The 22,895-nt window shown below is 62.3% G+C and carries 23 protein-coding genes and 1 pseudogene; 14 read left to right on the forward strand and 10 right to left on the reverse strand.

What is annotated here, in order from left to right:
* Positions 1-183 precede the first annotated feature (183 nt).
* A complete protein-coding gene (gene phoU / locus AABE10_RS25385) occupies positions 184-891 on the forward strand; it encodes a phosphate signaling complex protein PhoU (protein ID WP_342935980.1) in 708 nt (235 codons plus the stop codon).
* Positions 892-1,147: 256 nt separating this feature from the next.
* Complete coding sequence (locus AABE10_RS25390; protein WP_342935981.1) at positions 1,148-1,876, forward strand: hypothetical protein; 729 nt, start codon at positions 1,148-1,150, stop codon at positions 1,874-1,876.
* A 101-nt stretch (positions 1,877-1,977) separates the two neighbouring features.
* Here AABE10_RS25390 and glcC read toward each other — a convergent pair whose 3' ends face one another.
* Complete coding sequence (gene glcC / locus AABE10_RS25395; protein WP_342936261.1) at positions 1,978-2,754, reverse strand: transcriptional regulator GlcC; 777 nt, start codon at positions 2,752-2,754, stop codon at positions 1,978-1,980.
* Positions 2,755-2,979: 225 nt separating this feature from the next.
* On the opposite strand from glcC, the gene glcD reads away from it, so the two are divergent.
* Genes glcD through glcF form a run of 3 tightly spaced genes read left to right on the forward strand, consistent with a single transcriptional unit; the run spans position 2,980 to position 6,852 of the window.
* Positions 2,980-4,479, forward strand: a complete 1,500-nt coding sequence (gene glcD / locus AABE10_RS25400; RefSeq protein ID WP_342935982.1) for a glycolate oxidase subunit GlcD — start codon at positions 2,980-2,982, stop codon at positions 4,477-4,479.
* On the forward strand, positions 4,479-5,555 hold the full coding sequence (glcE, locus tag AABE10_RS25405; RefSeq protein WP_342935983.1) for a glycolate oxidase subunit GlcE: 1,077 nt from the start codon (positions 4,479-4,481) through the stop codon (positions 5,553-5,555). Before glcD ends, glcE begins: the two co-directional genes overlap by 1 nt.
* A gap of 13 nt (positions 5,556-5,568) precedes the next feature.
* Positions 5,569-6,852, forward strand: a complete 1,284-nt coding sequence (gene glcF / locus AABE10_RS25410) for a glycolate oxidase subunit GlcF (protein ID WP_342935984.1) — start codon at positions 5,569-5,571, stop codon at positions 6,850-6,852.
* 32 nt (positions 6,853-6,884) lie between these two features.
* Here the strand turns inward: glcF and AABE10_RS25415 are convergent, their stop codons facing one another.
* Entirely contained in the window at positions 6,885-8,228 is a 1,344-nt protein-coding gene (locus tag AABE10_RS25415; RefSeq protein WP_342935985.1) for a type II toxin-antitoxin system HipA family toxin, read from the reverse strand.
* 2 nt (positions 8,229-8,230) lie between these two features.
* Positions 8,231-8,479 (reverse strand): helix-turn-helix domain-containing protein, encoded by a 249-nt coding sequence (locus AABE10_RS25420; protein ID WP_342935986.1) that lies wholly within the window; start codon positions 8,477-8,479, stop codon positions 8,231-8,233.
* A 163-nt stretch (positions 8,480-8,642) separates the two neighbouring features.
* Here AABE10_RS25420 and AABE10_RS25425 point away from each other — a divergent pair.
* From AABE10_RS25425 to AABE10_RS25435, 3 genes and pseudogenes are all read left to right on the forward strand, one after another.
* A pseudogene (locus AABE10_RS25425) lies at positions 8,643-8,944 on the forward strand (oxidoreductase); the annotation flags it as partial.
* Between the two features lie 296 nt (positions 8,945-9,240).
* Entirely contained in the window at positions 9,241-9,540 is a 300-nt protein-coding gene (locus tag AABE10_RS25430; protein ID WP_342935987.1) for a hypothetical protein, read from the forward strand.
* Positions 9,541-9,970: 430 nt separating this feature from the next.
* Positions 9,971-10,204 (forward strand): DUF1330 domain-containing protein, encoded by a 234-nt coding sequence (locus AABE10_RS25435; RefSeq protein WP_342936262.1) that lies wholly within the window; start codon positions 9,971-9,973, stop codon positions 10,202-10,204.
* 433 nt (positions 10,205-10,637) lie between these two features.
* Here AABE10_RS25435 and AABE10_RS25440 read toward each other — a convergent pair whose 3' ends face one another.
* Entirely contained in the window at positions 10,638-11,243 is a 606-nt protein-coding gene (locus AABE10_RS25440; RefSeq protein ID WP_342935988.1) for a TetR/AcrR family transcriptional regulator, read from the reverse strand.
* A 127-nt stretch (positions 11,244-11,370) separates the two neighbouring features.
* On the opposite strand from AABE10_RS25440, the gene AABE10_RS25445 reads away from it, so the two are divergent.
* The 3 genes from AABE10_RS25445 (at position 11,371) to AABE10_RS25455 (ending at position 13,439) form a co-directional block, all read left to right on the forward strand.
* On the forward strand, positions 11,371-12,294 hold the full coding sequence (locus AABE10_RS25445) for an NAD-dependent epimerase/dehydratase family protein (protein ID WP_342935989.1): 924 nt from the start codon (positions 11,371-11,373) through the stop codon (positions 12,292-12,294).
* A gap of 2 nt (positions 12,295-12,296) precedes the next feature.
* Entirely contained in the window at positions 12,297-12,641 is a 345-nt protein-coding gene (locus AABE10_RS25450) for a DoxX family protein (protein WP_342935990.1), read from the forward strand.
* A gap of 483 nt (positions 12,642-13,124) precedes the next feature.
* A complete protein-coding gene (locus AABE10_RS25455; protein ID WP_342936263.1) occupies positions 13,125-13,439 on the forward strand; it encodes a hypothetical protein in 315 nt (104 codons plus the stop codon).
* Between the two features lie 129 nt (positions 13,440-13,568).
* Here AABE10_RS25455 and AABE10_RS25460 read toward each other — a convergent pair whose 3' ends face one another.
* Together AABE10_RS25460 and gcvA are read right to left on the reverse strand one after the other, a co-directional pair.
* On the reverse strand, positions 13,569-14,822 hold the full coding sequence (locus AABE10_RS25460) for a GDSL-type esterase/lipase family protein (protein WP_342935991.1): 1,254 nt from the start codon (positions 14,820-14,822) through the stop codon (positions 13,569-13,571).
* Positions 14,823-15,115: 293 nt separating this feature from the next.
* Positions 15,116-16,024 carry a transcriptional regulator GcvA gene (gcvA, locus tag AABE10_RS25465; protein ID WP_342935992.1) on the reverse strand — a complete coding sequence of 303 codons (909 nt, stop codon included), beginning with the start codon at positions 16,022-16,024 and terminating at the stop codon, positions 15,116-15,118.
* Positions 16,025-16,140: 116 nt separating this feature from the next.
* On the opposite strand from gcvA, the gene AABE10_RS25470 reads away from it, so the two are divergent.
* Positions 16,141-16,932 carry a hypothetical protein gene (locus tag AABE10_RS25470; RefSeq protein ID WP_342935993.1) on the forward strand — a complete coding sequence of 264 codons (792 nt, stop codon included), beginning with the start codon at positions 16,141-16,143 and terminating at the stop codon, positions 16,930-16,932.
* A gap of 82 nt (positions 16,933-17,014) precedes the next feature.
* On the opposite strand, the gene AABE10_RS25475 is transcribed toward AABE10_RS25470, so the two are convergent.
* Entirely contained in the window at positions 17,015-17,611 is a 597-nt protein-coding gene (locus AABE10_RS25475) for a DJ-1/PfpI family protein (RefSeq protein WP_342935994.1), read from the reverse strand.
* A 91-nt stretch (positions 17,612-17,702) separates the two neighbouring features.
* Between AABE10_RS25475 and AABE10_RS25480 the strand changes: the two genes are divergently transcribed.
* Positions 17,703-19,034 carry a PLP-dependent aminotransferase family protein gene (locus AABE10_RS25480; protein WP_342935995.1) on the forward strand — a complete coding sequence of 444 codons (1,332 nt, stop codon included), beginning with the start codon at positions 17,703-17,705 and terminating at the stop codon, positions 19,032-19,034.
* 261 nt (positions 19,035-19,295) lie between these two features.
* On the opposite strand, the gene AABE10_RS25485 is transcribed toward AABE10_RS25480, so the two are convergent.
* The 3 genes from AABE10_RS25485 to AABE10_RS25495 form a co-directional block, all read right to left on the reverse strand.
* On the reverse strand, positions 19,296-20,324 hold the full coding sequence (locus AABE10_RS25485; RefSeq protein ID WP_342935996.1) for an aldo/keto reductase: 1,029 nt from the start codon (positions 20,322-20,324) through the stop codon (positions 19,296-19,298).
* 184 nt (positions 20,325-20,508) lie between these two features.
* Entirely contained in the window at positions 20,509-21,828 is a 1,320-nt protein-coding gene (locus AABE10_RS25490) for a sorbosone dehydrogenase family protein (protein ID WP_342935997.1), read from the reverse strand.
* The gene (locus AABE10_RS25495; RefSeq protein WP_342935998.1) at positions 21,821-22,543 is read right to left on the reverse strand and encodes a DUF2231 domain-containing protein; all 723 of its coding nucleotides are present in this window, start codon (positions 22,541-22,543) and stop codon (positions 21,821-21,823) included. The genes AABE10_RS25490 and AABE10_RS25495 overlap by 8 nt, the downstream gene beginning before the upstream one ends.
* Between AABE10_RS25495 and AABE10_RS25500 the strand changes: the two genes are divergently transcribed.
* On the forward strand, positions 22,542-22,760 hold the full coding sequence (locus AABE10_RS25500; RefSeq protein WP_342935999.1) for a hypothetical protein: 219 nt from the start codon (positions 22,542-22,544) through the stop codon (positions 22,758-22,760). The genes AABE10_RS25495 and AABE10_RS25500 overlap by 2 nt on opposite strands.
* The last annotated feature ends 135 nt before the right edge of the window (positions 22,761-22,895 follow it).

Here is a 22,895-nt window from a genome sequence, read left to right on the forward strand (position 1 = left end):
TTTTTGCGGGTTTCGCTTTTGCAGAGGGTGTGTTGCCGTTATTGATCAGCAGTCTCTGACCGCTTGCATCACGAATAGAAAACGGTATATATAGTTTTTATCCGCTGCCGGCAGACTGGCGGCTCGACGTCGGTTTCGACGTATCCGCGTTCGTTATCGAGCTTTCAAGCAAAGGAGTTCGCCATGTCCGACAAGCATCTTTCCAGTCAGTTCGACGCTGCGCTCGACATGCTCTCGACTGACCTTCTGAAGATGGGCGGCCTTGTCGAACGACAGATTGCTCGCTGCCTCGAACTGCTCAACACATACGATCCTGCGCTGGTGATGGAGGTTCGTGAGAGCGAGCGGCAGGTGAATGCCCTCGAACTCGACATTGACGAAGAAATTCATCGCGTCATTGCGCGTCGACAACCCGCCGCGCGCGACCTGCGCCTGCTGATGGCGACGTCGAAATGCGTGACGAACCTCGAACGCATCGGCGATGAGGCGCGCAAGATCGCGAAGCGCACGCGCCGCATCGACGAGACGGGCGCCGCGCCTGCGGCTCGCGTCATCGGACTCGAAAAATGCGGCGCAATGGCCGCGTCCATCCTGCATCAGGCACTCGATGCCTTCGCGCGAATGGATGCCGCCGCTGCTGCGCAGGTCGTTCGCGACGACAGGGCCGTTGACGAAACATTCCGCGATCTTGTCCGCACGCTCGTTACGCGGATGCAAGAGGCGCCCGGAACGATTTCAGTCGCGCTGGATTATCTGTTCATCGCCAAGGCGTTCGAACGCATAGGCGACCATGCGAAAAATATCGCTGAATTCATCGTCTATGCCGTTCGGGGCCGCGATGTGCGTCACGTCCCGCTGGGTGAACTCGAACGCGAGGCGTCTGAGACTTGAGGCAGTGACACTTGAACAGTGACATTTGACGCAGTGACTTTTACGCACGGATGTCGATGGTGGCCCTGTCCTGTGAGAGCGACAGAAAGATAGGCCGCGCTCATGGGGCCTTTCGTTTGCTATTCTCAAGAACAGAAGACTCGATCACGGTGCCGACGGAAGTGCGCGACCGCCCCAAAACCATCGGAACGCCACTGTCCAGATCGAAAGGAGTTCCCGAATTTAGCTGTTTCATTGGGAAACTTCACGCGCAACATTGTCGGGGCAAATAGCGATCTGCTTTTCGCTCGGCACCTGTTTTTGGGTCTTCATCGGGGCCCTATGCTTCAAACGGACGAATGGAACACGGATAGTCGCCATGGGTACACGCGAGGCATTCGATGCATCGCTGCGACTGGTCAATTTCGCTTTTGACGCAATGAACGTCGCATGCAATACATTCGGCGAGAACTCAGTCGAGTTTGCGCAAGCACGCGACCGCTATCGCATCGCGCTGCTCACGTTGCGAGCCGACCACATCTCGCTCGTTGCGGATGGAGCGCGGGCCCGACTACAGAACATCGGCGATGGACGGCGCCTGCTCGTGCTTCGCGACCCGCCCGAACCGATTGCGGAGTCCATTTTCGTTCTCTCCCGGGTCCGAGGATTTGCATCGACTTGCGAAGCGTGCAGCAACGCCGCACAAGCCGCAGACGCGAGCTGCCCTCAGCTGGCGTTCCTTGATGGGAACCGTCATATCGCGGCCAAGTTAAGGGCAATTGAGCGAGTCAAACAGCACAGCCCTGAGTGCGTCACCGCGATCCTGTCGACGGTGCCCTCGCCTTTTAAAGGCTGGCCCGGCGTGGATGCCATCATCGACAGCCCGGCGTCGGCGAAACACATATTGGAGCGTCTCTGCCAGCTGGTTGAACCGTCGGGATACGCGACGCCGATGTGCAAGCACAATGCATCGGCCAATCAGGACAACCGGCTCGAGGCGGGCTAGCCAGGTCTCGTCCAGCCTGTCTCCGCCGGGCTCGCTCGCCTCACGCGTCACGCGAAGTTCAGGGCGCGGACAGCGCATGCATGTTGATCGACATGCCCGGCTCACTTCCACCCTTCCAGCCTGAGCGTCGCCCGTATCAGCCGCTGTTCTTCCTGTTCGATTTCCTGAAGGCTTTCGCGCACGCCGTTGATGTGATCCGCGGCGGCCCGATATGCCTGCTCGGGCAGCTTGCCCGTCACCGCGTTGTAGAGACGCGCATGCTGCCGGTCGATGCGCTTGCGATGCGGTTGCCGGTGATAGAGATTGTTCACCGATGCGAACACCGAACTCAGCAGCAGCTCCGTCAACGACCGCAACGTGTGCACGAGCACAGGGTTGTGCGAAGCCTCGCAGATCGCGAGATGAAACGCGTGGTCGAGGCGCGCATGTGTCGCCGGATCGGTTTCGACGTTGTGCGCGGCGAGCATTTCTTCATAGCGCCGCGTGATCATCATGTAGTCGGCGGGCGTGCCGCGCAATGCGGCGAGCCGCGCCGACTCCGCCTCCAGCATGCCGCGCACTTCGAACAGGTCGAACAGCGTGCGCGGTTGCGACGCGAGCAAATGCATCAGCGGCGATTGCGGCGGCTGCGCAGTCAGATTCGCGACGAACGAGCCCTTGCCGTGCGCCGTCTCGATGATGCCGCGCGCGCGCAGCAGCTTGAGCCCTTCGCGCAGTGCGGTTCTCGATACGCCGAGCTTGTCCGTGAGCCGCCGCTCCGATGGCAGTGCCTGCCCGGACCTCAGCACGCCATCCACGATCAGGCGTTCAATGCGCTCCGCGACCACATCGGCAATCTTCCGATCGGGCTCGTTAACGTCGTTTTCCGTGCTTGAAATCACTGGTATGACCACTTGATAAGCGAGTTGCGCGTGTCCGCCATGATACCGCCGATTCCGTCGTTACGCCGTATTGCATGGCTTCGGCACGGCCTTGTCGCGCCTTAAAAACTGGTACGACCACCTGCGGCATCCATCGACAGCGGAAGGCGAAACGGGAACAATCGGCGGCAATACGGATAAGCGGCGCGTGGAAGCCAGTCCCCGCGCTCATGGAGACACCCGATGAGCTATGCCTACGACGAACGGATCGACGGCACGCTTGCCTCGCACGACAAGGCCACGCTGGTCGCCGAGCTTCAACGCCTCGTGCCCGGCATGCAATTGCTGCACGACAAGGAAGACCTGCGCCCGTTCGAATGCGATGGCCTCGCCGCCTATCGCACCACGCCGATGATGGTCGCGCTGCCCGACTCGATCGAGCAGGTGCAAGCGCTGTTGAAATTCGCCGCCGCGCGCAAGGTGCCCGTCGTCGCGCGCGGCGCGGGCACGGGTCTGTCGGGCGGCGCGCTGCCGCTCGAAAAAGGCATCCTGCTCGTGATGGCGCGCTTCAACCGCATTCTGCACATTGACCCCGAAGCATCGATCGCGCGCGTGCAGCCCGGCGTGCGCAATCTCGCGATCTCGCAGGCGGCCGCGATTCATGGCCTTTACTACGCGCCCGATCCGTCGTCGCAGATCGCCTGCTCGATCGGCGGCAATGTCGCCGAGAACGCGGGCGGCGTGCATTGCCTGAAATACGGGCTGACGGTGCACAACATCCTGAAGCTCGAAGTGCTGACCATCGACGGCGAGCGTCTGACGATCGGCTCCGAAGCGCTCGATTCGCCCGGCTTCGATCTGCTCGCGCTGTTGACGGGCTCCGAAGGCATGCTCGGCATCGTCACGGAAGTCACGGTGAAGCTGCTGACCAGGCCGCAGAGCGCGAAAGTATTGCTCGCGAGCTTCGACGACGTCGAGAAAGCGGGCAATGCCGTCGCGCAGATCATCGGCGCGGGCGTGATTCCGGGCGGCCTGGAAATGATGGACAACCTCGCGATTCGCGCCGCCGAAGACTTCATCCACGCGGACTATCCCGTCGACGCCGAAGCGATCCTGCTGTGCGAACTGGATGGCGCGGAATCGGACGTGCAGGAAGACTGCCATCGCGTCGGCGCGCTGCTGCGCGAAGCGGGCGCCACCGACATCCGCATCGCGAAGGACGAAGCCGAGCGTCAACGCTTCTGGGCGGGCCGCAAGAACGCGTTCCCCGCCGTGGGCCGCATCTCGCCCGACTACTACTGCATGGACGGCACGATCCCGCGCCGCGAACTCGCGCGCGTGTTGCGCGGCACCGCGGAACTGTCGAACGAATACGGCCTGCGCGTCGCGAACGTCTTTCATGCGGGCGACGGCAACATGCATCCGCTGATCCTGTTCGATGCGAACGCACCCGGCGAAATGGAGCGCGCCGAAACGCTCGGCGCGAAGATTCTCGAACTGTGCGTCGAAGTGGGCGGCAGCATCACGGGCGAACACGGCGTCGGACGCGAAAAGATCAATCAGATGTGCGTGCAGTTCAGCAACGAAGAACTGACGCTGTTCCATTCGCTGAAGGCCGCGTTCGATCCCGACGGCCTGCTGAATCCCGGCAAGAACATTCCGACGCTGCACCGCTGCGCCGAATTCGGCGCGATGCACATTCATCACGGCAAACTGCCGTTTCCCGCGCTGGAGCGCTTCTGATGCGACGCGAATTCGATTCAACCGACGACAGCGCGCGCCTCATCGCACAGGTCCAGCGCGCAATCGCGGAGCACGCGCCGTTGCGCATTCGCGGCAGCGACAGCAAGCGTTTTCTCGGGCGCGACATGCAAGGCGAGGAACTCGACACGCGCACGCATCGCGGCATCGTCGCGTATGACCCGACGGAACTTGTGATCACCGCGCGCGCGGGCACGCCGCTCAGCGAACTGAACACCGTGCTCGACGACGCGAATCAGATGCTGCCGTGCGAGCCGCCGCTCTTCAATGGCACAGGCACGATAGGCGGCGCAGTTGCGAGCGGCCTGTCGGGACCGCGCCGCCCGTGGGCCGGCTCGATGCGCGACTTCGTGCTCGGCTGCCGCGTGATCACCGGCGATGGAGACCATCTGCGCTTCGGGGGCCAGGTGATGAAGAACGTCGCGGGCTACGACATGTCGCGTCTGCTCGCGGGCAGTTTCGGTTCGCTCGGCGTGCTGACGGAAATATCGCTGAAGGTGCTGCCGAAGCCGCGCGAGCGCCGCACGTTCGCGCTCACGCTCGGCGCCGACGAAGCGATGCAGGAGCTGTCGGCATGGCGCAAGGCCGCGCTGCCCGTGACGGGCGCGTGCTATTTCGACGGCAGACTGCACGTGCGGCTCGAAGGCGGAAGCGGATCGGTGAAGTCGGCGGTGGATCGTATTGGCGGCGAAGAGATCGACTGCGCGTTCTGGGATGCACTGCGCGATCATCGTCTGCCGTTTTTCGACAACCATACCGACACGCGGCCGTTGTGGCGTCTGTCGCTGCCGAATGCGACGCCGCTGATGCCGTTGCCCGGCGACGTGCTGATCGACTGGGCGGGCGCGCAACGCTGGCTCAGAAGCGACGCTCAAGCCGCCGACATTCGCCAGCTCGCGCACGCGGCAGGCGGACACGCGACGTGCTTCACGCCGTCACTGGAGCGCGAGCCGTTTCAGCCGTTGGCCGCGCCGCTGCTGCGCTATCAGCAGCAACTGAAACGCCGCCTCGATCCGAGCGGCGTGCTGAACCCCGGCCGCCTGTACGCCGACCTCTGAAGCGAGCGCAATCATGCAAACGAATCTCGACTCTCACGCGAAAGCGCTGCCCGACGCCGCCGAAGCGGAAAGCATCTTGCGCTCGTGCGTGCATTGCGGCTTCTGCAATGCGACGTGTCCGACGTATCAACTGCTCGGCAACGAACTCGACGGGCCGCGCGGGCGCATCTATCTGATCAAGCAACTGCTCGAAGGCGAGCCTGTCAGCGACAAGACGCAACTGCATCTCGATCGCTGCCTCACGTGCCGCAATTGCGAAACGACGTGTCCGTCGGGCGTCACCTATCACCGGCTGCTCGACATCGGGCGCGCGGAGCTGGAGCGCCGCGTCGAGCGGCCCGTCGGCGAACGCTTGACGCGCAAAGGCTTGCGCACGGTGATTCCGCGGCCCGCCGTGTTCGATGCACTGCTCAAGACGGGGCGCGCGGTGCGGCCGCTCTTGCCCGCCGCCGTGCAGGCGAAGATTCCGACGCGCGCCGCCGTGCCCGCGAAGCCGCGCCCGACGCCGCGTCACGCGCGGCGCGTGCTGATGCTCGAGGGCTGCGTGCAGCCGTCGCTGTCGCCGAATACGAATGCGGCGGCGGCGCGCGTGCTCGACCGGCTCGGCATCAGCGTGACGCCCGTGAACGAAGCGGGCTGCTGCGGCGCGACCGACTATCACCTGAATGCGCAGGACGCGGGCCTCGATCGCGCGCGCCGCAACATCGACGCCTGGTGGCCCGCAATCGAAGCCGGCGCCGAAGCGATCGTGCAGACGGCGAGCGGCTGCGGCGCGTTCGTGAAGGAATACGGACACCTGTTGCGCAACGATCCCGCGTATGCCGCGAAGGCCTCGCGCGTGAGCGCGCTCGCGCGCGATCTCGTCGAAGTGCTGGCGGCCGAGCCGCTCGACACTTTGCAGCCCGCCGACGATGCCGTGGCCGCGCGCATCGCGTTTCATTGCCCTTGCACGCTGCAGCATGCGCAAAAGCTCGGCGGCGCGGTGGAAAGCGTACTGACGCGACTCGGCTTCGATCTTTCGGCCGTGCCGGACGCGCATCTGTGCTGCGGATCGGCGGGCACGTACTCGATCACGCAGCCCGAGCTCGCGCGGAAACTGCGCGACAACAAGATGGTTGCGCTCGAAAGCGGACAGCCGGACGTCATCGCGACGGCGAACATCGGCTGCCAGATGCATCTGGATGGCGCGGGCAGAACGCGCGTGCGTCACTGGATCGAGCTGGTCGAGGAAGCTTTGGATGCGTCGGATGCGAAGGCGCGTTCGATGCGCAAAAGCGTGGCTGCGGAGCCTGTGTGAAAAGCAGTTGACGCGCAGACAGCACAGGCCGCTCAGACACCCGGCGGCATCGCCGAGAGCCGCTCGGCCGAAGCGCGCAATCCGCCGAAGATGCGCTCCGCGACGCGCGCCGGGAAACCGTCGGGCAACGTGGCGGCGACCTTGTCGATGGCGGCGGGCGTGTCTTCGATCAGCCTGCCGATCAGCGGTTCGGCGTCGGGACCGTGGAAGCAGCGCGACGCCATCGCGTTGAAATTGCGGCGCTGAATGTCCTTCATCAGGTAGTGCCGGTTCTTGCCCGCGACGGCCATCGCGAGCTTCGCCTTGTGCCAGGACCACTGGTTGCCGGCGTCGCCTTCGACGGGCCAGATCGACATGATGTCGTAGAGCGGCGTGAGCGCATAGCGCCCGCCCGGCAACAGATGCACGCTGAAGTTCTTCGCGTGGCCGTCCGGCGCGGCGAGCATCCAGAACAGAATCTGCGTGGTGAGGAACGTCGCGAGATCGGCGTCGGGACGCTCGGACTGACGCAGCACGGCGGCGATGTCGACCATGCCGGGGCCGCCGTCCGCTTCGTATCGCTGATGCGACGGCTTGCCGAGCACCTGGCAAAAATCTTCTTGCGGCAACCGCAAGATCCATTGCCCCGAAGGATGCAGCCGACGATCGAAGCGCTCGACGGCCAGCACCTTCTGCTCGCCGAAAGTCAGAATATCCGCGTTCGGCACGGGCAAACCGAATGCCCTGAAGAGCGCGAGACACAGCCATTCGTTTTCGACGGACGTCGTCCAGTCCGCCTTCTTGTTGCCGACGAGTCCCAGCGGCAGCTTGAAGATGTGCGTGGTAGGCGTTGCGCCGTGCGGGCGCATCCACTTTCCTTCGTGCCGCAGAAACGCCGTCTTTTCCTGCGCGCCCGCGAGCGAGATGCGAAAGTCGTCGTGATCGCCGCCCGCGCCCGGGCCACCCGACGCGACCGTGCGCGCCAGCATCTGCTCGATCTCTTCATCGGACATCGGCGTGCCGTCGATGCGGTCGTACCCTTCCGGCTGCGCGTCTTCGGGAAGCAATTGCGCCGCGCCCACGCAGTCCCGTCCGATGGCTTCAAGCAGATCGAACGCGTCGGTGGTCGCCGTCCGGAAGCGGGTCGCGAGGCGCCGCCGGATCGGCTCGCTGTCGGGCAGCAGATTGTCGAAGTAGTTGCGCACGCGCTCGCCGCGCAACGGCGCATCGTCGATGCCGAACGGCAGCGACAGCGACAGCGGCCGCCCCGTGGACGACGTCATCCAGCCGCGATCGTACTGAAGCTCCATGTCGCCGCGCGAGGGAATGCGCCACGTGCCGACCCGCAGCCCGTTGGTCCACACCGACAGCGCGCGCGCGTGAGACGGCCGGCCCATGATTACCAGTCCTCCTTAGACGGCTCCGCGCGCGCGGGCCGCGTCTGCACGGCCAGTTCGAGGCCGTACATGGCCAGCAGCGTGAAGAGTTGCGCGGTCGTGATGGAGTCGGGATTGAGCTCCATCGCCGACAGCCGGCTCTGGCTCAGGCCCACCCGCGACGCCGCCTGAGCCTGCGAAAGCCCTTTCGCGCGCCGGGCGGTGCGAAGGATCTGGCCAAGCTGGTGCGGAGTGATCAGCGTGCGTTTCATCGAGGCGGCTCGCGGGATAGCTGTAACGCAGGTAAGTGCATTTTACCTGCAAAACGGGTAATTGCAAGATAACTGCTATACGGGTATATGACGATTAGCTGTTTTACAGGTAACGCGTAGTCATCGCGATTGCGCAGAGCCGGCATCATGTCGGACCCGTTACCTGGAGAAAATTGCGCGCGACATCTGGTGCTTTCAGCTAACCGGTCCGCAGGCGCCCCGCTGCCGCCGTTCGAAGCGGGGCCGAACCTGACCGTCGTTGTGCCCGACGGCGCGCGTCGCAGCTATTCGCTCTGCAACGACTCGCAGGAGCGAGATCGCTACGTCATTGCGGTGAAGCGGGAGAGCGACGGGCGAGGCGGCTCCAACAATCTCGTCGACGAAACCCTCCGCAGGGACGCGATCGAGGTCTCGTTGCCGCGAAACGGATTCCCGCTCGACGAGCGGGCTAAATCGTTCATTCTCGCTCAAAAGCCGAAATATACCCTTGCGAACAATGCGCTTAATTATCCGTGACAGCTTTTCTAAACTTGTGCTCAGTTGCCAAGGGCTAACTCACGCGCGGTCGATTCTTTCGACGAGCGGCTTCGATGTCTCGTTGAGGGCCCTCAGCGGCAATCTACGGTCTGCATCATATGTACCACTGCAAACGGCCGCGCAGATTTGATCGCCGCGAGCCGCGGCGTACGACGAGCACCATTGAGAAAAGACGGATCGACCGTTTGCGTCGGAATTCCAGTCCAAACAAGGAGGAGCGAATCATGAACAAGGCAAGCATCACGTCAATCGCGGCCGTCGCCGCATTCACGCTATCGGGTGGCGTTTACGCGCAGGCCAACAATACGCTCGCAACCCCGAGCACCGTGTCACCGGCGGCCGCAGCCAATACAACGAGCAGCTACGGCACGCCTGCTGCCACTAACTCGGACAGCGGCATGGGCACCGCGTCGCCGAACTCGAGCCAGCAAAAGAGCACGAATGATAGTTCGACGCCCCGCGCTAGCGCTTACGGCGTTAACAACACGCTGGCGACTCCAAGCACCGTGTCACCCGGCAAATAGCAGCAATCAAGATTCGCAATCAGGCGCAAAGCGATCTGGAGTGCGACTTATTCATTAGCCAGCCGGTTCAGGAGAACAAAAGACCACTGTCCGTGACGGGCAGTGGTCTTTTTTACGACGGCCGGACATCTGGATGGGCGAGGAAGTAGATGCCGCATCCTTGGCCAAAGCAGAAAAGTGCGCCCCTCGGTAGAACGTCCATACTCGACTTGACCGCAGTCCGCAGCTGTTCCGCCATTGCAGTTGTTCGACAACGCCGGCTGTCACGACAGTCAGTACTGCCCGCGGATTGACGCCCCAGTTGGCTACAATCAATCAGCGACAACGAGCGGTGTGACTACCGTGAAAAGGAGGATCGCGCCATGTCTGCATACCTTATTGCCGATGTCGACGTATAAGAAGCCGCCCTTTCGAAGCATACAAACGAGAAATACCTGTTACCGAGGCGCGCTACGGCGGAAAGTGCTCGGGCCGTGGCAGTCTGACCAAAGTTCTCGAAGGCGATTGGCAGCCGCATCGGCTCGTCATCATTCAGTTTCCGGACATGGATTCCTTGATGGCCTGGTATGACTCGCCAGAGTACGCCCGTCTCAAGGCTATCCGTGAAAAATGCGCGACCGCGAGGATCGTCGCGCTGGAAAGGATCGCGGACGTGACCTTGTAGCAAATGATTCAGGCAGAAGGGTTGTCGGTTTTAATCGCCCTTCGAAGAGCGATCCTTCTCTTGTGAACGGTCCTTCGCGAATCGATCGCAACGGACCGTTAGTGCCCGGTTGCACTCACGGTGCAATGACGCCACAGGCAGCCGCAGACGCAAGGCGACTGCTTTTGTACGGCGACTTACGGCCACGTTGGCGAGCGCGTACGGTCGGGCAACAAGAGACAATCTCAAGCACTGATGCTCGAATGGTTAGACGTCGGATCCGCTCGGCAAGCGGCCGCTCAATTCGCAACGGTGAGCGTTGCTTTGTCGGCCAAAGCAGCCGGTAGTGATCGACGTAGACCAGGCGAACCCGGGAAGCAATGGAACGATTGCTTCCCGCGCGACACGCTGTTGCGCTCCGCATGCAGCGACTCAACATCTTGTTCTGCGCTCGTTAGCGAAGTGCAGCCGCTACCGCCTCTTCAATCTGCAGTGCAAAGCGCGCCTCAACATCGGGCACCGTGAAGCCAATTGTTAGTTCCAGATACGCGTCGCCTAGCACCAACTGGACGAATGTTGCTGCCCGGAATGCAGCAGTCAATTCGTCAAATCGCTTTCGCAGGATTCTTGCGGCGACGGCGCGCACGACCTTTGCACCGTTTTCGTAAAACACCTGACCGAGTTCCGGAAGACGTTCGGCCTCAGCTACGATGGCCCGGTAAAGCCGCAGATTATCCGGCGCGATAAGGCTTCGTGCCAGCAACCATCCCAACTCGCGCAACTCGACGTCGGGTGAGCCATCGGACTGCTCGTCCAGAGCGCTGGAGAGAAATTCACCTACCTGAGCACACATCGAGATCACCAGACCAACGAAGAGCGCCTCCTTGGACCCGAAGTGACGGTAGACCGTCTGTTTGCCGACGCCGGCGGCCGCTGCAACATCGTCCATCGTTGCCAGATCGAAACTCTGACGTAAAAAAACGCTTTTCGCGCCGTCGAGGATTGCAGACCGCTTGCGGCGTTGCAGCGGGCTCAAGCTGGGGGGAGAGGAGACGTTCATACGAAATAAATACCAGATCGCCGAGCAGTTGACAAGACTGATCAGTCTCGTTTACCTTTGCCAAAACGAGACCCAATGGTCTCGTTTGTGTCTTTATTCAACTCGCACGATTCGTTGGGAGAACGCTTTGGAATTGTTTATGACGGGTGGTACGGGCTACATCGGGCAAGCGGTCGCGCGCAAGGCAGTCGGCCTCGGCCATCGGGTGACGGCGCTGGTGCGCGAGGACAGGTCGGCGGCCGCCAGCACGCTGGCACGTTTCGGCGTGAAACTGCATTCCGGCGACCTGCGTGAGCCACAGTCTTTCGCTGGCACTGCCGGTTCCGCTGACGGCGTCCTGCACATCGCGTCCACCAACGACGCTTCTGCCGCTGCTGCTGATGAGGCCGCAGCTGTAGCGATGCTTTCGCATCTGCATCCGGGCGCGGCGTTCGTCTATACGTCGGGCTCGTGGGTCTACGGCAATACGGCGGGGGAACCGGCGACTGAAGCATCGGCGCTGAACCCCACACCACTCATCGCGTGGCGGCCCGCAGTGGAGCAACATGTGCAGGCGCTGGCAGCACGCCGCGCCATTGCCGCAGTGATTCTCAGGCCGGCGATGGTGCATGGCTACGGCGGTGGCATCTTCGGCATGCTTGCCGGCATGGTCTGTCGGACCGGCAGTGTGAGGATCGTCGGCGATGGTCGCAATCACTGGCCTGCTGTTCACGTCGATGATCTCGCCACGGCGTACCTGAGCGCGGTGGAACAGGCGGCAAGCGGGGACGATCGGGTCACGGGGCAGATCTTCAACGTGGTCGCGGAAGAGGCCGTTGCCGTCGCCGAAATGGGTGAAGCGATTCGGACCTCGGTCGGGGCCGATCGCCTCGAACTCTGGCCGCTCGACGACGCTCGCAAATCGCTTGGACCGTTCGCAGATGCATTGGCGCTCGATCAGACAGTAAGCGGCCAGCATGCCCGGCGCGTTCTTGCGTGGAAACCCCATGGTCCCGGCCTGATTGCGGACCTCTCTGCACCAACGCACTTTCAGCAAATCAACGGAGCATGACGATGGCATGGAATAGTGCATCCGTCGAATCGCTTCTCGCGACGATCGTAGCGGTTCTGTTCGCGGTTGCCGGTGTCGTCAATCTCGCAGGACGCGGCGCGGTGAAGCGCGACTTCGCGCGCTGGGGTTATCCGGCATGGTTTCGATTGCTATGTGGCACTCTCGAACTGTTCAGTGCGGCACTTCTTCCTGGACAACAAACCAGAGTCGTAGGCCTGACGCTGGCCGGTACGATCATGATCGGCGTGCTCTTCACGTTGGTGCGAAATCGAGAGCCATTCCGGCATCTCGCCCCGGCGCTGGTCTTTTCGGCTCTGATTGTGGCTACCGTGGCGGCCCGCGGTTGAGGTTCACCACCAAACGAGTGAGCCCGGACACTAACGGGCCGCGCGGGCAATCCGTGCTGCAGATACCAGAAATACGCATACGGATAGCCCGTCCCCGCGCACGCGTCCGGTATCGGCGCGCAAGGAACACGGCCAGCTAACTCAGCCACCACGACAGTTCATTCTTTATGACGATACAGGTCTCGCAGCGTAGTCGATTTAAGGCGGACACATCAATATGCCAATGGCGAATCGTGGGAAAGCAGTAATTCGGAAGTCGATCATTTCATTCGCCATCCTTATCACTTAGCGAATAGACATGCAGACGACAGGATGAAGCAGATACGCCCCCAAACGCGCATCGCATTCGGATACCTGCATGAAATACCGAAACGCGGCCTTGTAATATTTGAAATGCGCAGTTACCAACTGCATAAGTTATTTCATCGACGCCTGCTTAAGATGATCTCCATGAATCCGTCAAACGGAAAAAGGGAGAGTCTCATGAAACGCTCAGCACTCGTCTTGTTGGTAATCGGTAGTTTGTTGGTGACCCAGCAGGCATCGGCGCACGGGCGCGGTGGCTGGGGCCATGGTCACGGCGGCGGCAACGGCGGCGCGATCGTGGGCGCGCTCATCGGAGGCGCGGTGCTGGGGGCGCTCGTGACGTCGGTTGCGACTGCCCAGCCCACCTATACACAACCGGTCTATCAGCAACCCGCTTATGGACAACCGGTTTATGCGCAACCGCCTTCGGCGACTTGCTACGACAGCTATCAACGCGCCTATGTGCCTTGTCAGGGTGGATACGGGTATTGATCGCGAATGAAGTTCGCGCAGTCATTTGTTGCATCCACCCGTTGACTCCTTGAAATCAGACCGCCATTGGAAAGACGGCTTCATGCGGCGACTATTGGCGGCCCCTGGAGTTCGACGCCGTTCGCGTCATCACTTGAGGCTAGTGAGGTCCAATGCGTCGGCGATCGCCTGCATGCCGGCGTCGTTCGGATGCAAGTTATCGCCACTGTTAAATGCCGGCAGGAAGGAGGCTGGGTCGGCGGGATCGCTTACGGCGCGAGCCTGGTCCAGCACGGCATCGCAGCCGCTCGTCGGGCTCAGCACGAACGCGTTGACCTCTTCGCGTGTAGCTTCGACCGCGGATGTCCAGAACTGTGTGCCACGAAACGGTGTCAGCGTGGAGCAGATCACCTTGACATTCACCCGATGCGCGCGGGCGATCAACTGCTGAAACGCGCCGATCAGATCCTGCGCGCTGGATGGCGACGCGGTGTTGAGGTTGTTGACGGCATCGTCGGAGACGATAACCCACTTCACTCCCGGCTGGGCCAACGCGTCGCGATCGAAGCGATTGAGGCCCGCTTCGCCCTCGCCATCCGCAAAGAAAGTATTGCCACTGATTCCTTCGTTCAACACACCGACCGCCATGCCGGCGTTGAACAGGCGCACGGCAAGATCGTTCGCCCAGCGACGATTGGCATTGCTGCTGGATCTGAGCCCCTGAGTGATCGACGCGCCGAACGCTACTACCGCGCCCGTTGCATGCGCGTTCTGGACATCGACGTTCGTCAAAAAATAGTAGGCCTGACCGGCAGGGTTGGTGGTGGAGCCGGTGAAACCCGGATCGGCCCCGACGTTGCCCGGCGCGACATAGACGTCCTGTAGCGAATCGTCGTGACCCGTCGGCCGCGGTGGCGTCTCGCTGGGCAAATAAACGCTGACGGCAATGTCCGCGAGTGGCGGCACGTCGAATGGAACGGGATCGCTTGCGATTGACGCACCTGCGGGCAGCGTCACGCTTTGCTGGCCTCCGAACGTGATCGTTCTGGTGCTGCCGGCGACCGTAGTGGGACCCCTGTCGCGCAGGGCAACATAAACGTTGCCGATCACGACTGCCTTGCTCCCGTAAAGGTTCGACAACTGCACGCGCACAGCAGACCCGCCAATGCTCGTGTGCACGATCTGGCGCACGGTCTGGTTGTTGAAGCCCGGTGCATCGGTGGCCCATGGTGCAACAGCCCACGTACCGGTCCACGGAATCGGTGATGCGCCGACCGATGCCTTGCCATCAGACATTCCGCCACCACCTCCGCCACAGGAAAGACAGGCCGCCGCGAAAAGCGCGATCAGCACGCGTCGAGGCCACGCGCCGGTGCTATCGGCCCGGCCTTGCAATCGGTCCATGGGTGCCTCACAACGCGATCAGGCGGACGAAAGAACGTCAACCTGCACGCGAACAAACTCCTGAGGGAAGTGAGCACCTTTTATACCCGCGCGTCTTCTTGCGTCGGGAAATCAACGATTAACGCGCCAGCTACGATCCGCGTGCGGAAGTCCGTTGTCCGGGCTGACCTGCCCCTCGTATTCGTTACGGTACCGGTGTGCGTCCGTTCGCTGCGGTGCGCAAAAGCCTTCGGACTTCGACTGCTGCGAGGCCATGGCGCGCGCCCCGTCACATGCCGGCGAGCGCTCGACGATCAGCCCGCGCGCGCGAGAAACAACCGGATTTCGTCAGAGAGCCAGTCGCGCAATGCGCACACCTTCGGGTCGTCGCGGCTGCCGATGCGATAGACGAGATCATGGCCGCGCTCGGCCTTGAGGCGAAACTGCGGGAACGGCGCAACCAGCCGTCCGGCTGCAATGTCGTCCGCCACGATCACGCTGCGCCCGAGTGCGACGCCTTCGCCGCGAATCGCCGCCTCGATGGCCAGGCTCCCGTGGCTGTACGCCGAACCGCGATCGCTACGCACGCTGCTCACACCCGTCAGCGCGAACCATTGCTCCCAGTTGGCCAGCATGCCGTCCTCGTGCAGCAACGTACAACCGGCAAGACTCGCCACAGAAGGCAATCCACCCATTTCCTCTCTGTAGGCAGGGCTGCAAACGGGCGTCACGGTCTCTTCCAGAATCCGCTCTGCGAGGACGCGCGGATAGCGACCGCTCCCATAACGTATCGCCACATCGACCTCTCTGTCGTTGAGATCGACATACGTATCGGTGACGTCGAGGTGAACGTCGAGTTCCGGATGCAGCGCCTTCAGCCGATGCAGCCGTGGCGCGAGCCACTTGTTCGCGAACGAAACACTGGCGTTGATCTTCAGGCGCGCGACATTGTCAGGGGCACGAAGGCGCTCGGCCTCCCTCGTCAGTTCTCCCAGCGCGCGAGTCACGACCAGCAGAAACTCGGCCCCGGCTTCCGTCAGGATGATCCGCCGGGTCAGGCGTTGAAACAGCGCGACGCCGAGATGATCTTCGAGCGTCTTGATATGCCGGCTCACTGCGCCATGCGTGACGTGCAGTTCCTCCGCCGCCAGCGTCATGCTCAATAACCGCCCCGTTGCTTCGAAGGCGCGCAGCGTTTGCAGAGGGGGAAGCCGGTCGAACATAGATAGATATGTGTGAGTCTCGCTCACGCATTATATGATGACAAATGGTTTGTCAGCCGGGGCGGCGGCCTTCAATATCTCTCCAAGGCCGGCATCCTTTTCATTGTTCGCACATCATGAATCTTCTTGCTTTCAAGCTCATCGTTACGCCGCTGTTGCTGTTGGGTGCATCCATGGCCGTTCGCCGCTGGGGCGAGGCAATCGGCGGGCTTGTAGTCGCGCTGCCGCTCACGTCGGGGCCGATCTCGCTTTTCCTGACGCTCGAGCATGGCTCTGCCTTTGCCGCGCAGGCCACGGCGGGGTCGCTCGTCGCGACGGCTGCGCAAGCGGCCTTTTGCTTTGTCTATTGCAGACTGGCGGCCCAGGGATGGCCCGTGGCACTCGCTGGCGCTTGCGCGACGTTTTCCATCGTCGCCGGTCTGTTGCAACACATCGCGCTACCGGAAACGGGCCTCTTTCTTGTCGCGATCCTGGCCGCCATGCTCGCGCTCAGCGTCATTCCCAATTCGACGGCAAAAACCGGCAAGCTCGATGCGCCGTGGTGGGATCTGCCGACGCGCATGGCGCTCATTGCCGGCCTCGTCGTCAGCGTGACGTTGACCGCGCCTTACGTCGGACCAGAAGCGAGCGGCGTGCTCGCATCCTTCCCGTTCATGGGGATCATTCTTGCCGTTTTCAGTCATCGGATGATGGGCCATGCAGCCGCGCAGCAAGTATTGCGCGGCATGGTGGCGGGACTTCTCGCCTTCGCTGCGTTTTTCTATGTGCTCGGCCTGACGTTGACGCGGTTCAATCTGCTTGCCGCATATGGCGGCGCGATTTTCTGCACGCTCGCGATACAAGCCGTCTCTCTGTACCGGATGCGCGTTCCCGCCACCGTGCGTGCGGAGTCAGCTCGAGTGCGGTGAATCGGCGAACGTCGCAATACCGATGCGCTCGCCAATACGCACAACGCGCGATCGGCCGCGTCTCCTCGGCGCGTGAGACGCCTCAGAGAAACGGCGAAATGTTCGCCATCGCGCGCGTGACGTACGTCTCCTTCTCTCCCACTGGCGCAACGTAGTGAATCGCGCTGCGCGCGGCCTCGACGCTCTCCAGACGCGCGATGAACCACGCTGCCAGATACTGCGACGACAGACAGCCGCCCGCCGTCGCGACATTTCCCCTCGCCACGAACGGCTGGTTCAGCACAGCCACACCCGCTTCTTCGACCCACGGCTTGGTGGTCAGGTCCGTGCAGGCCGGCACGCCGTTCAACAGACCCAGCTTCGCGAGTATCAATGTGCCCGAGCATTGCGCGCCCAATAGCTGGCGCGTCGGATCGAGCTTCAATTGCGACATCAACGTCGCATCGCTGACGACGTCACGGGTCTGCATTCCGCTGCCGACCAGCACGGCGTCGGCCTCGCAAGCGTCCTTCAGCGACGCTTGCGCCTCCAGCACCACGCCGTTCATCGACCGCACCTTCGCAACCGGACTCGCGATCGACACCCGCCATCCCGGCTTCCTGACCCGGTTGAGGATGCCGAGTGCGATCAGCGAGTCGAGTTCATTGAAGCCTTCAAAGGTCAGGATGGCGATATGCATGGCGGTCCTCGTGCGGGTGGCGACGTTGAATCGCTTCATCGTAGGGCCGACAATCAATACAATCAAATAATTGTCATGGATACATTCAGGCATGCCTCAGCCCCGCTACAAAGAGCTGGTCGATCGCCTCGCGGCCGATATCCGCGCAGGCCGCCTGCGTCCCGGGACGCGTCTGCCGACTCACCGCGACCTCGCTGCTCGCGAAGGCCTGGCCCTGGTCACGGCCACGCGCATCTACGCGGAGCTGCAAGCAATGGGTCTGGTGAGCGGCGAAGCTGGCCGCGGCACGTTCGTCAAGGAGCCGCTGCCTCGCGGACAAGGCATCGACCTGCATGCGTGGAGCGCGGACATCGTCGACCTGAGCTTCAACTATCCGTCCGCGCCGGGCCAGACCGATCTTCTCAGGGCAGCACTGCGTCAGCTTGCGGCCGCAGGTGATCTGGAGTCCCTGCTTCGATATCAGCCGCACGGCGGGCGCGAGCACGAGCGGACGACGGTCGCGCGTCACCTGGCGAGCCGGGGCGTGCCCGCAACCGTCGACACCACGTTGTTAGTGAGCGGCGCGCAGCACGGCCTGACGACGACCGCGATGGCGCTATTCGAGCCCGGCGACGTGGTGGCCGTCGATGCGCTGACTTATCCGGGCTTCAAGCTGGCCGCCGAGGCCAATCACCTGGAGCTCGCGCCTCTACCGGCCGCTGGGCGCGGACCCGATCTGGAGGCGCTGGCGGCCCTGTGCAAGCGACGGCGAGTACGCGCCGTCTACACGATGCCGACGCTGCACAATCCGCTCGGCTGGGTGATGAGCACGACGCGACGTCGCGAGCTTGTCGCCCTCGCTCGACACCACGGACTGATCGTCATCGAAGACGCAGCCTATGCATTCCTCGCCGAAGATGCGCCGCCGCCGTTGGCATCGCTTGCTCCCGAGACGACGGTGTATGTGTCGAGCCTGTCGAAGAGTGTCGCGACCGGGTTGCGCGTCGGTTTCGTCCGTGCACCGCGCGAATGGATTCCCGGGCTCGAACGGACTATCAGGGCAACGACCTGGAACGCGCCCGCGACCATGACGGCCATTGCATGCGGCTGGATGGAGGACGGCACGGTAGACCGGCTCGAAGCCGGGAAGCGGCGAGACGCCACGATACGTCAAAGCCTCGCCGCCGAAGTCCTGGGCCGGCTCAAGCGGATCAGCCATCCCGTGTCGTACTTCGTCTGGCTTCCTCTGCCGCAGGAGGTTCGCGCGGACACGATTGCGATGGCGTTGATGCGCGAGCGCGTTTCGGTGTCGACGGCCCAGCCGTTTTCGACGTCGGCTCATGTGCCTCACGCGATCCGGCTGGCGCTCGGCTCCGTCGATCTCGACACGCTCAGGCGGTCTCTGGAAACCGTGGCCCGCGTTGTTGCGGATCATACTTACTGAGCGCGACTCGCGACGCGGCGCCCGATTTTCCCCGTGATCGCGGCCCCACATCCGGACGCAGCACGCCGTATTTTCAACCGCCTCAGGCCCGCGATAGAACTGTTTTTCGCCGCGCCCAATGCATCGGCGATCAAGGCGATGCTGTCACTCGAAGGCCGCATCTCCGACGAAGTATCGTTCAATTCGACATTACGCTGCGCGCGCCAAGGCAAGATGCTTCGGACAACGACGCAGCGTTCCCTCGAATGCGTTGGGGATGGCTTATACCGGGAACGGATTGCGTTCCGCGAATCCTTCCTGGTGCCAATAGGGATAGGCCGGCCGGACCTTGCTCGCTTGGTCGAGTTTAGATATCTGCTCCTGCGTGAGATTCCAGCCGACTGCGCCGAGGTTTTGACGCAACTGTTCCTCGTTGCGCGCCCCGACGAGCACCGTCGCAACAGTGGGACGCTGCAACAGCCAGTTCAACGCGATCTGCGGAACGGTCTTGCCGGTTTGCTTGGCGATATCGTCCAGCGCATCGACGACGCGATAAAGGTACTCGTCGGGCACGGGCGGACCGATATCGGCCGTCTTGTGCAGGCGGCTCTGCGCGGGCAACGGCTGCCCTCTGCGAATCTTCCCCGTCAGGCGGCCCCAACCGAGCGGGCTCCACACCACTGCGCCGATGCCCTGATCGATGCCGAGCGGCATCAGTTCCCACTCGTAGTCGCGGCCGATCAGAGAATAGTAGGTTTGGTTCGCAACATACCTCGGATAGCCGTAACGGTCCGCTACATCCAGCGATTTCTGCAAGTGCCAGCCAGAGAAATTCGACACGCCCGTGTAGCGGATCTTGCCCGCGCGCACGAGATCGTCGAGCGTCGAAAGCGTTTCCTGCACGGGCGTCTTCGCATCGAAGCCGTGCAACTGGAAGAGATCGATGTAATCCGTTTGCAGACGCTTCAATGCCGCGTCGACTGCCTTGATCAGATGAAAGCGCGACGAGCCGACATCGTTCGGGTCGCTCTCGGAAAAACGAAAAGTGGCCTTCGTCGAGACGATCACCTTGTCGCGCCGCCCCTTGAGCGCTTCGCCCAGGATGGACTCCGACGCGCCGCTCGAATAGATGTCGGCGCTGTCGAACATCGTCACGCCGGCGTCGAGACAGATATCGACAAGCTTGCGCGCCTCGGCGACGTCCGTTTCTCCCCATGCCTGAAAGAGTTCGCCCTTTCCTCCGAACGTTCCCGTGCCGAAACTCAGTACCGGAACCTTGAATCCCGATGCGCCGAGGTGACGATATTCCATGCTGTCCTCATTGATGAATGAACCGCGTTGAACGTAATGAACCGGACTGGACGATGATGCGCGTCCACATCGTGCGATGCGGCGCAAGGCGGAATGCCGAGCCGACAGACTACTCCATCCATTTTCGATGTGCAGGGCGCGCAACGTCGACGATATGAACGATGAAGCGTGCTTGCGTCGCCAGCTAGCCACCTGCCTTTGTCACGCGCCAGATGGTATTGCCGACATCGTCGGCGATGATCAGCGCGCCGTCGCGATCCTGCGCGAGACCGACGGGCGCGCCATATAGCTGCTTTTCGTCGCGGGAGAAGAAGCCGGTAACGACCGGCTTCGGCTCGCCGACAGGCTTGCCGTTTTCGAACGCGACATACTCGACGGCATAACCGCTGAGCGGCGAACGGTCCCAGCTGCCGTGCTCGCCGATAAACGCGCCGCCCCGATACTGCGCGGGCAGATCATTTCCCGTATAGAAAAGCAATCCGAGCGCCGCGACGTGTGAGCCGAGCGCATAGTCAGGCCTGATCGCCTTTGCGACGAGGTCGGGGCGTTGCGGCTGCGCGCGCCGGTCGACATGCTGGCCGTAGTAGCTGTACGGCCAGCCATAGAAGCCGTGTTCCTGCACGGAGGTAAGGTAGTCGGGAACGAGGTCCGCGCCAATCTCATCGCGTTCGTTCGCAATCGCCCAAAGCCTTCCCGTTTTCGGCTCCCATTGCAGACCTGTCGGGTTGCGTATTCCGTCCGCGTAGATGCGGCTGCCGCCCGTCGCGATATCGACTTCGAGTACGTCCGCGCGCCGGTACTCGACGTCCAGGCCGTTCTCGCCGACATTGCTGTTCGAGCCGACGCCGACATACAGCTTCTTGCCATCGGGGCTCGCGAGCAGTGCTTTGGTCCAGTGATGGTTGATCGTGTCGGGAAGATCGGTGAGCTCGACGCCGCGAGTCGAAATGCTGGTCTCGCCGGACTTGTACGGGTACTTCAAAATCGCATCGGTATCCGCCACATAGAGCGTGTCGCCGATGAGCTGCATGCCGAACGGCGAATGCAGATGATCGATGAACAGATATTTGTCCCATTGCCCGCTGCCGTCCGCACGCTTTCGCAGCAACGAGATGCGATTCGCGCCTTTCGCTTTTTTGCCCGAACGTCCCTCGATCATGCCGGCGATCAGCTGCTTCGGCGTGGTCACGGCCTCCTCGTTCGGACTGTTCGATTCCGCGACGAGAATATCCCCGTTCGGGAGAACGTAGACCTGGCGCGGATGCACGAGTCCCGATGCAATTGCCTCGATCTTCAGGCCGTCAGCCACCTTCGGTGTTGCGCCCTTCTGCCATCCGACGTACTTCGGCACCTGCATTGGCGGGGCGAAGAAATTACGCACGGCCGGCAGCGGCGGATTGGCTCCCGCCTGATGCTCGGGGTCATACGTTGCCTGCTCGTTGCATCCGCTCGCGAGCGCCGCGAGCGCGATTGCGACGACGCTGCTCACGATGCGCTTATTCATGAGCCGTCTCCCTGAAACCGACCTTATCGAATGCGAGTGCGATCTGCCCGATGCTCAGCAACACTACGGTGATCACCGACAGGATCACGTTCAGCGGAACCATTGCATAAGCATCGCGGCTATGAACGAATGCATTGACGATCGCCGCGACGATCCCGAGCAGGTTCAACCAGAAGTCGAGTCTCTCGATGCCTGTCGCCCTCATCACCCCTGTCGCCCGATGCCGCGATGGAATCCATACGTGGCAGAGATTGATCAGGCGCGGAACGATGGCGAAAAAGAGTCCCGCCGCGACAAGCCACGCGGCGCCCTTGCCCCAGAAAACATTGCGTGTGATCACGTAAGTCACATCGAAAATCAATGTGCCGACGAAGAGACCATACGGGATCGGATTCAGCAGATCGAAAACCGCCGCCGCGAATCTCGATCGATATGTTGAAGTGGTCGAAGCCATGAATACGCCTTTTGCTGAAGATAAAGATGCGTCGACGACACATCCGCATGAGCCGGTCAGACCCACGCGATCCGCGCTGCATCGTCTTGCAGACCCTTTGCCCTTGGATTTGCGGTCCTCACTGCTGCGCGATGCACGCCACGTGCCCGAAGCATTCAACAGGCCGTCAATCCTGTCGAACCGGGCGAGCGCGGCTCGATCGGGTACGTTGTCTGCTGCGATTGATCTCACGCCACACGGCATAGCGCGAGGAGAAAACATGAAACGGTTTCTGTCTGTTGCGCTCGCGGTCGCCTCGCTTGCATTCGGCACGGCCGCGTGCAAGAAGGCCCACGAAGCGGGCAACGACAGCATGCGTGCGCCAGGCGGCGGCATTGCGGCGGCCGGCACGCGCCCCGGCAATACGCAGCCGGGGTCCGTCGCCGCTTCCCCTTCAACTGCCGCAAGCGATGCTCCTTCCTCCGGGGCGAGCCACTAGCGCAAATGGCGCGAACCGCCAGCAGATGCGGACACGCATCAGCGCAAAGAACTTCGACGTCAGCAGATACTTCTCCTCGCCTCAGGCATCATAGGTAGCGTTTCCTCGAACGCAGCATGCTGCGCACTGGAGGCG

Source organism: Paraburkholderia diazotrophica, assembly GCF_038900755.1.
GTDB classification, from domain to species: Bacteria; Pseudomonadota; Gammaproteobacteria; order Burkholderiales; family Burkholderiaceae; genus Paraburkholderia; species Paraburkholderia diazotrophica_A.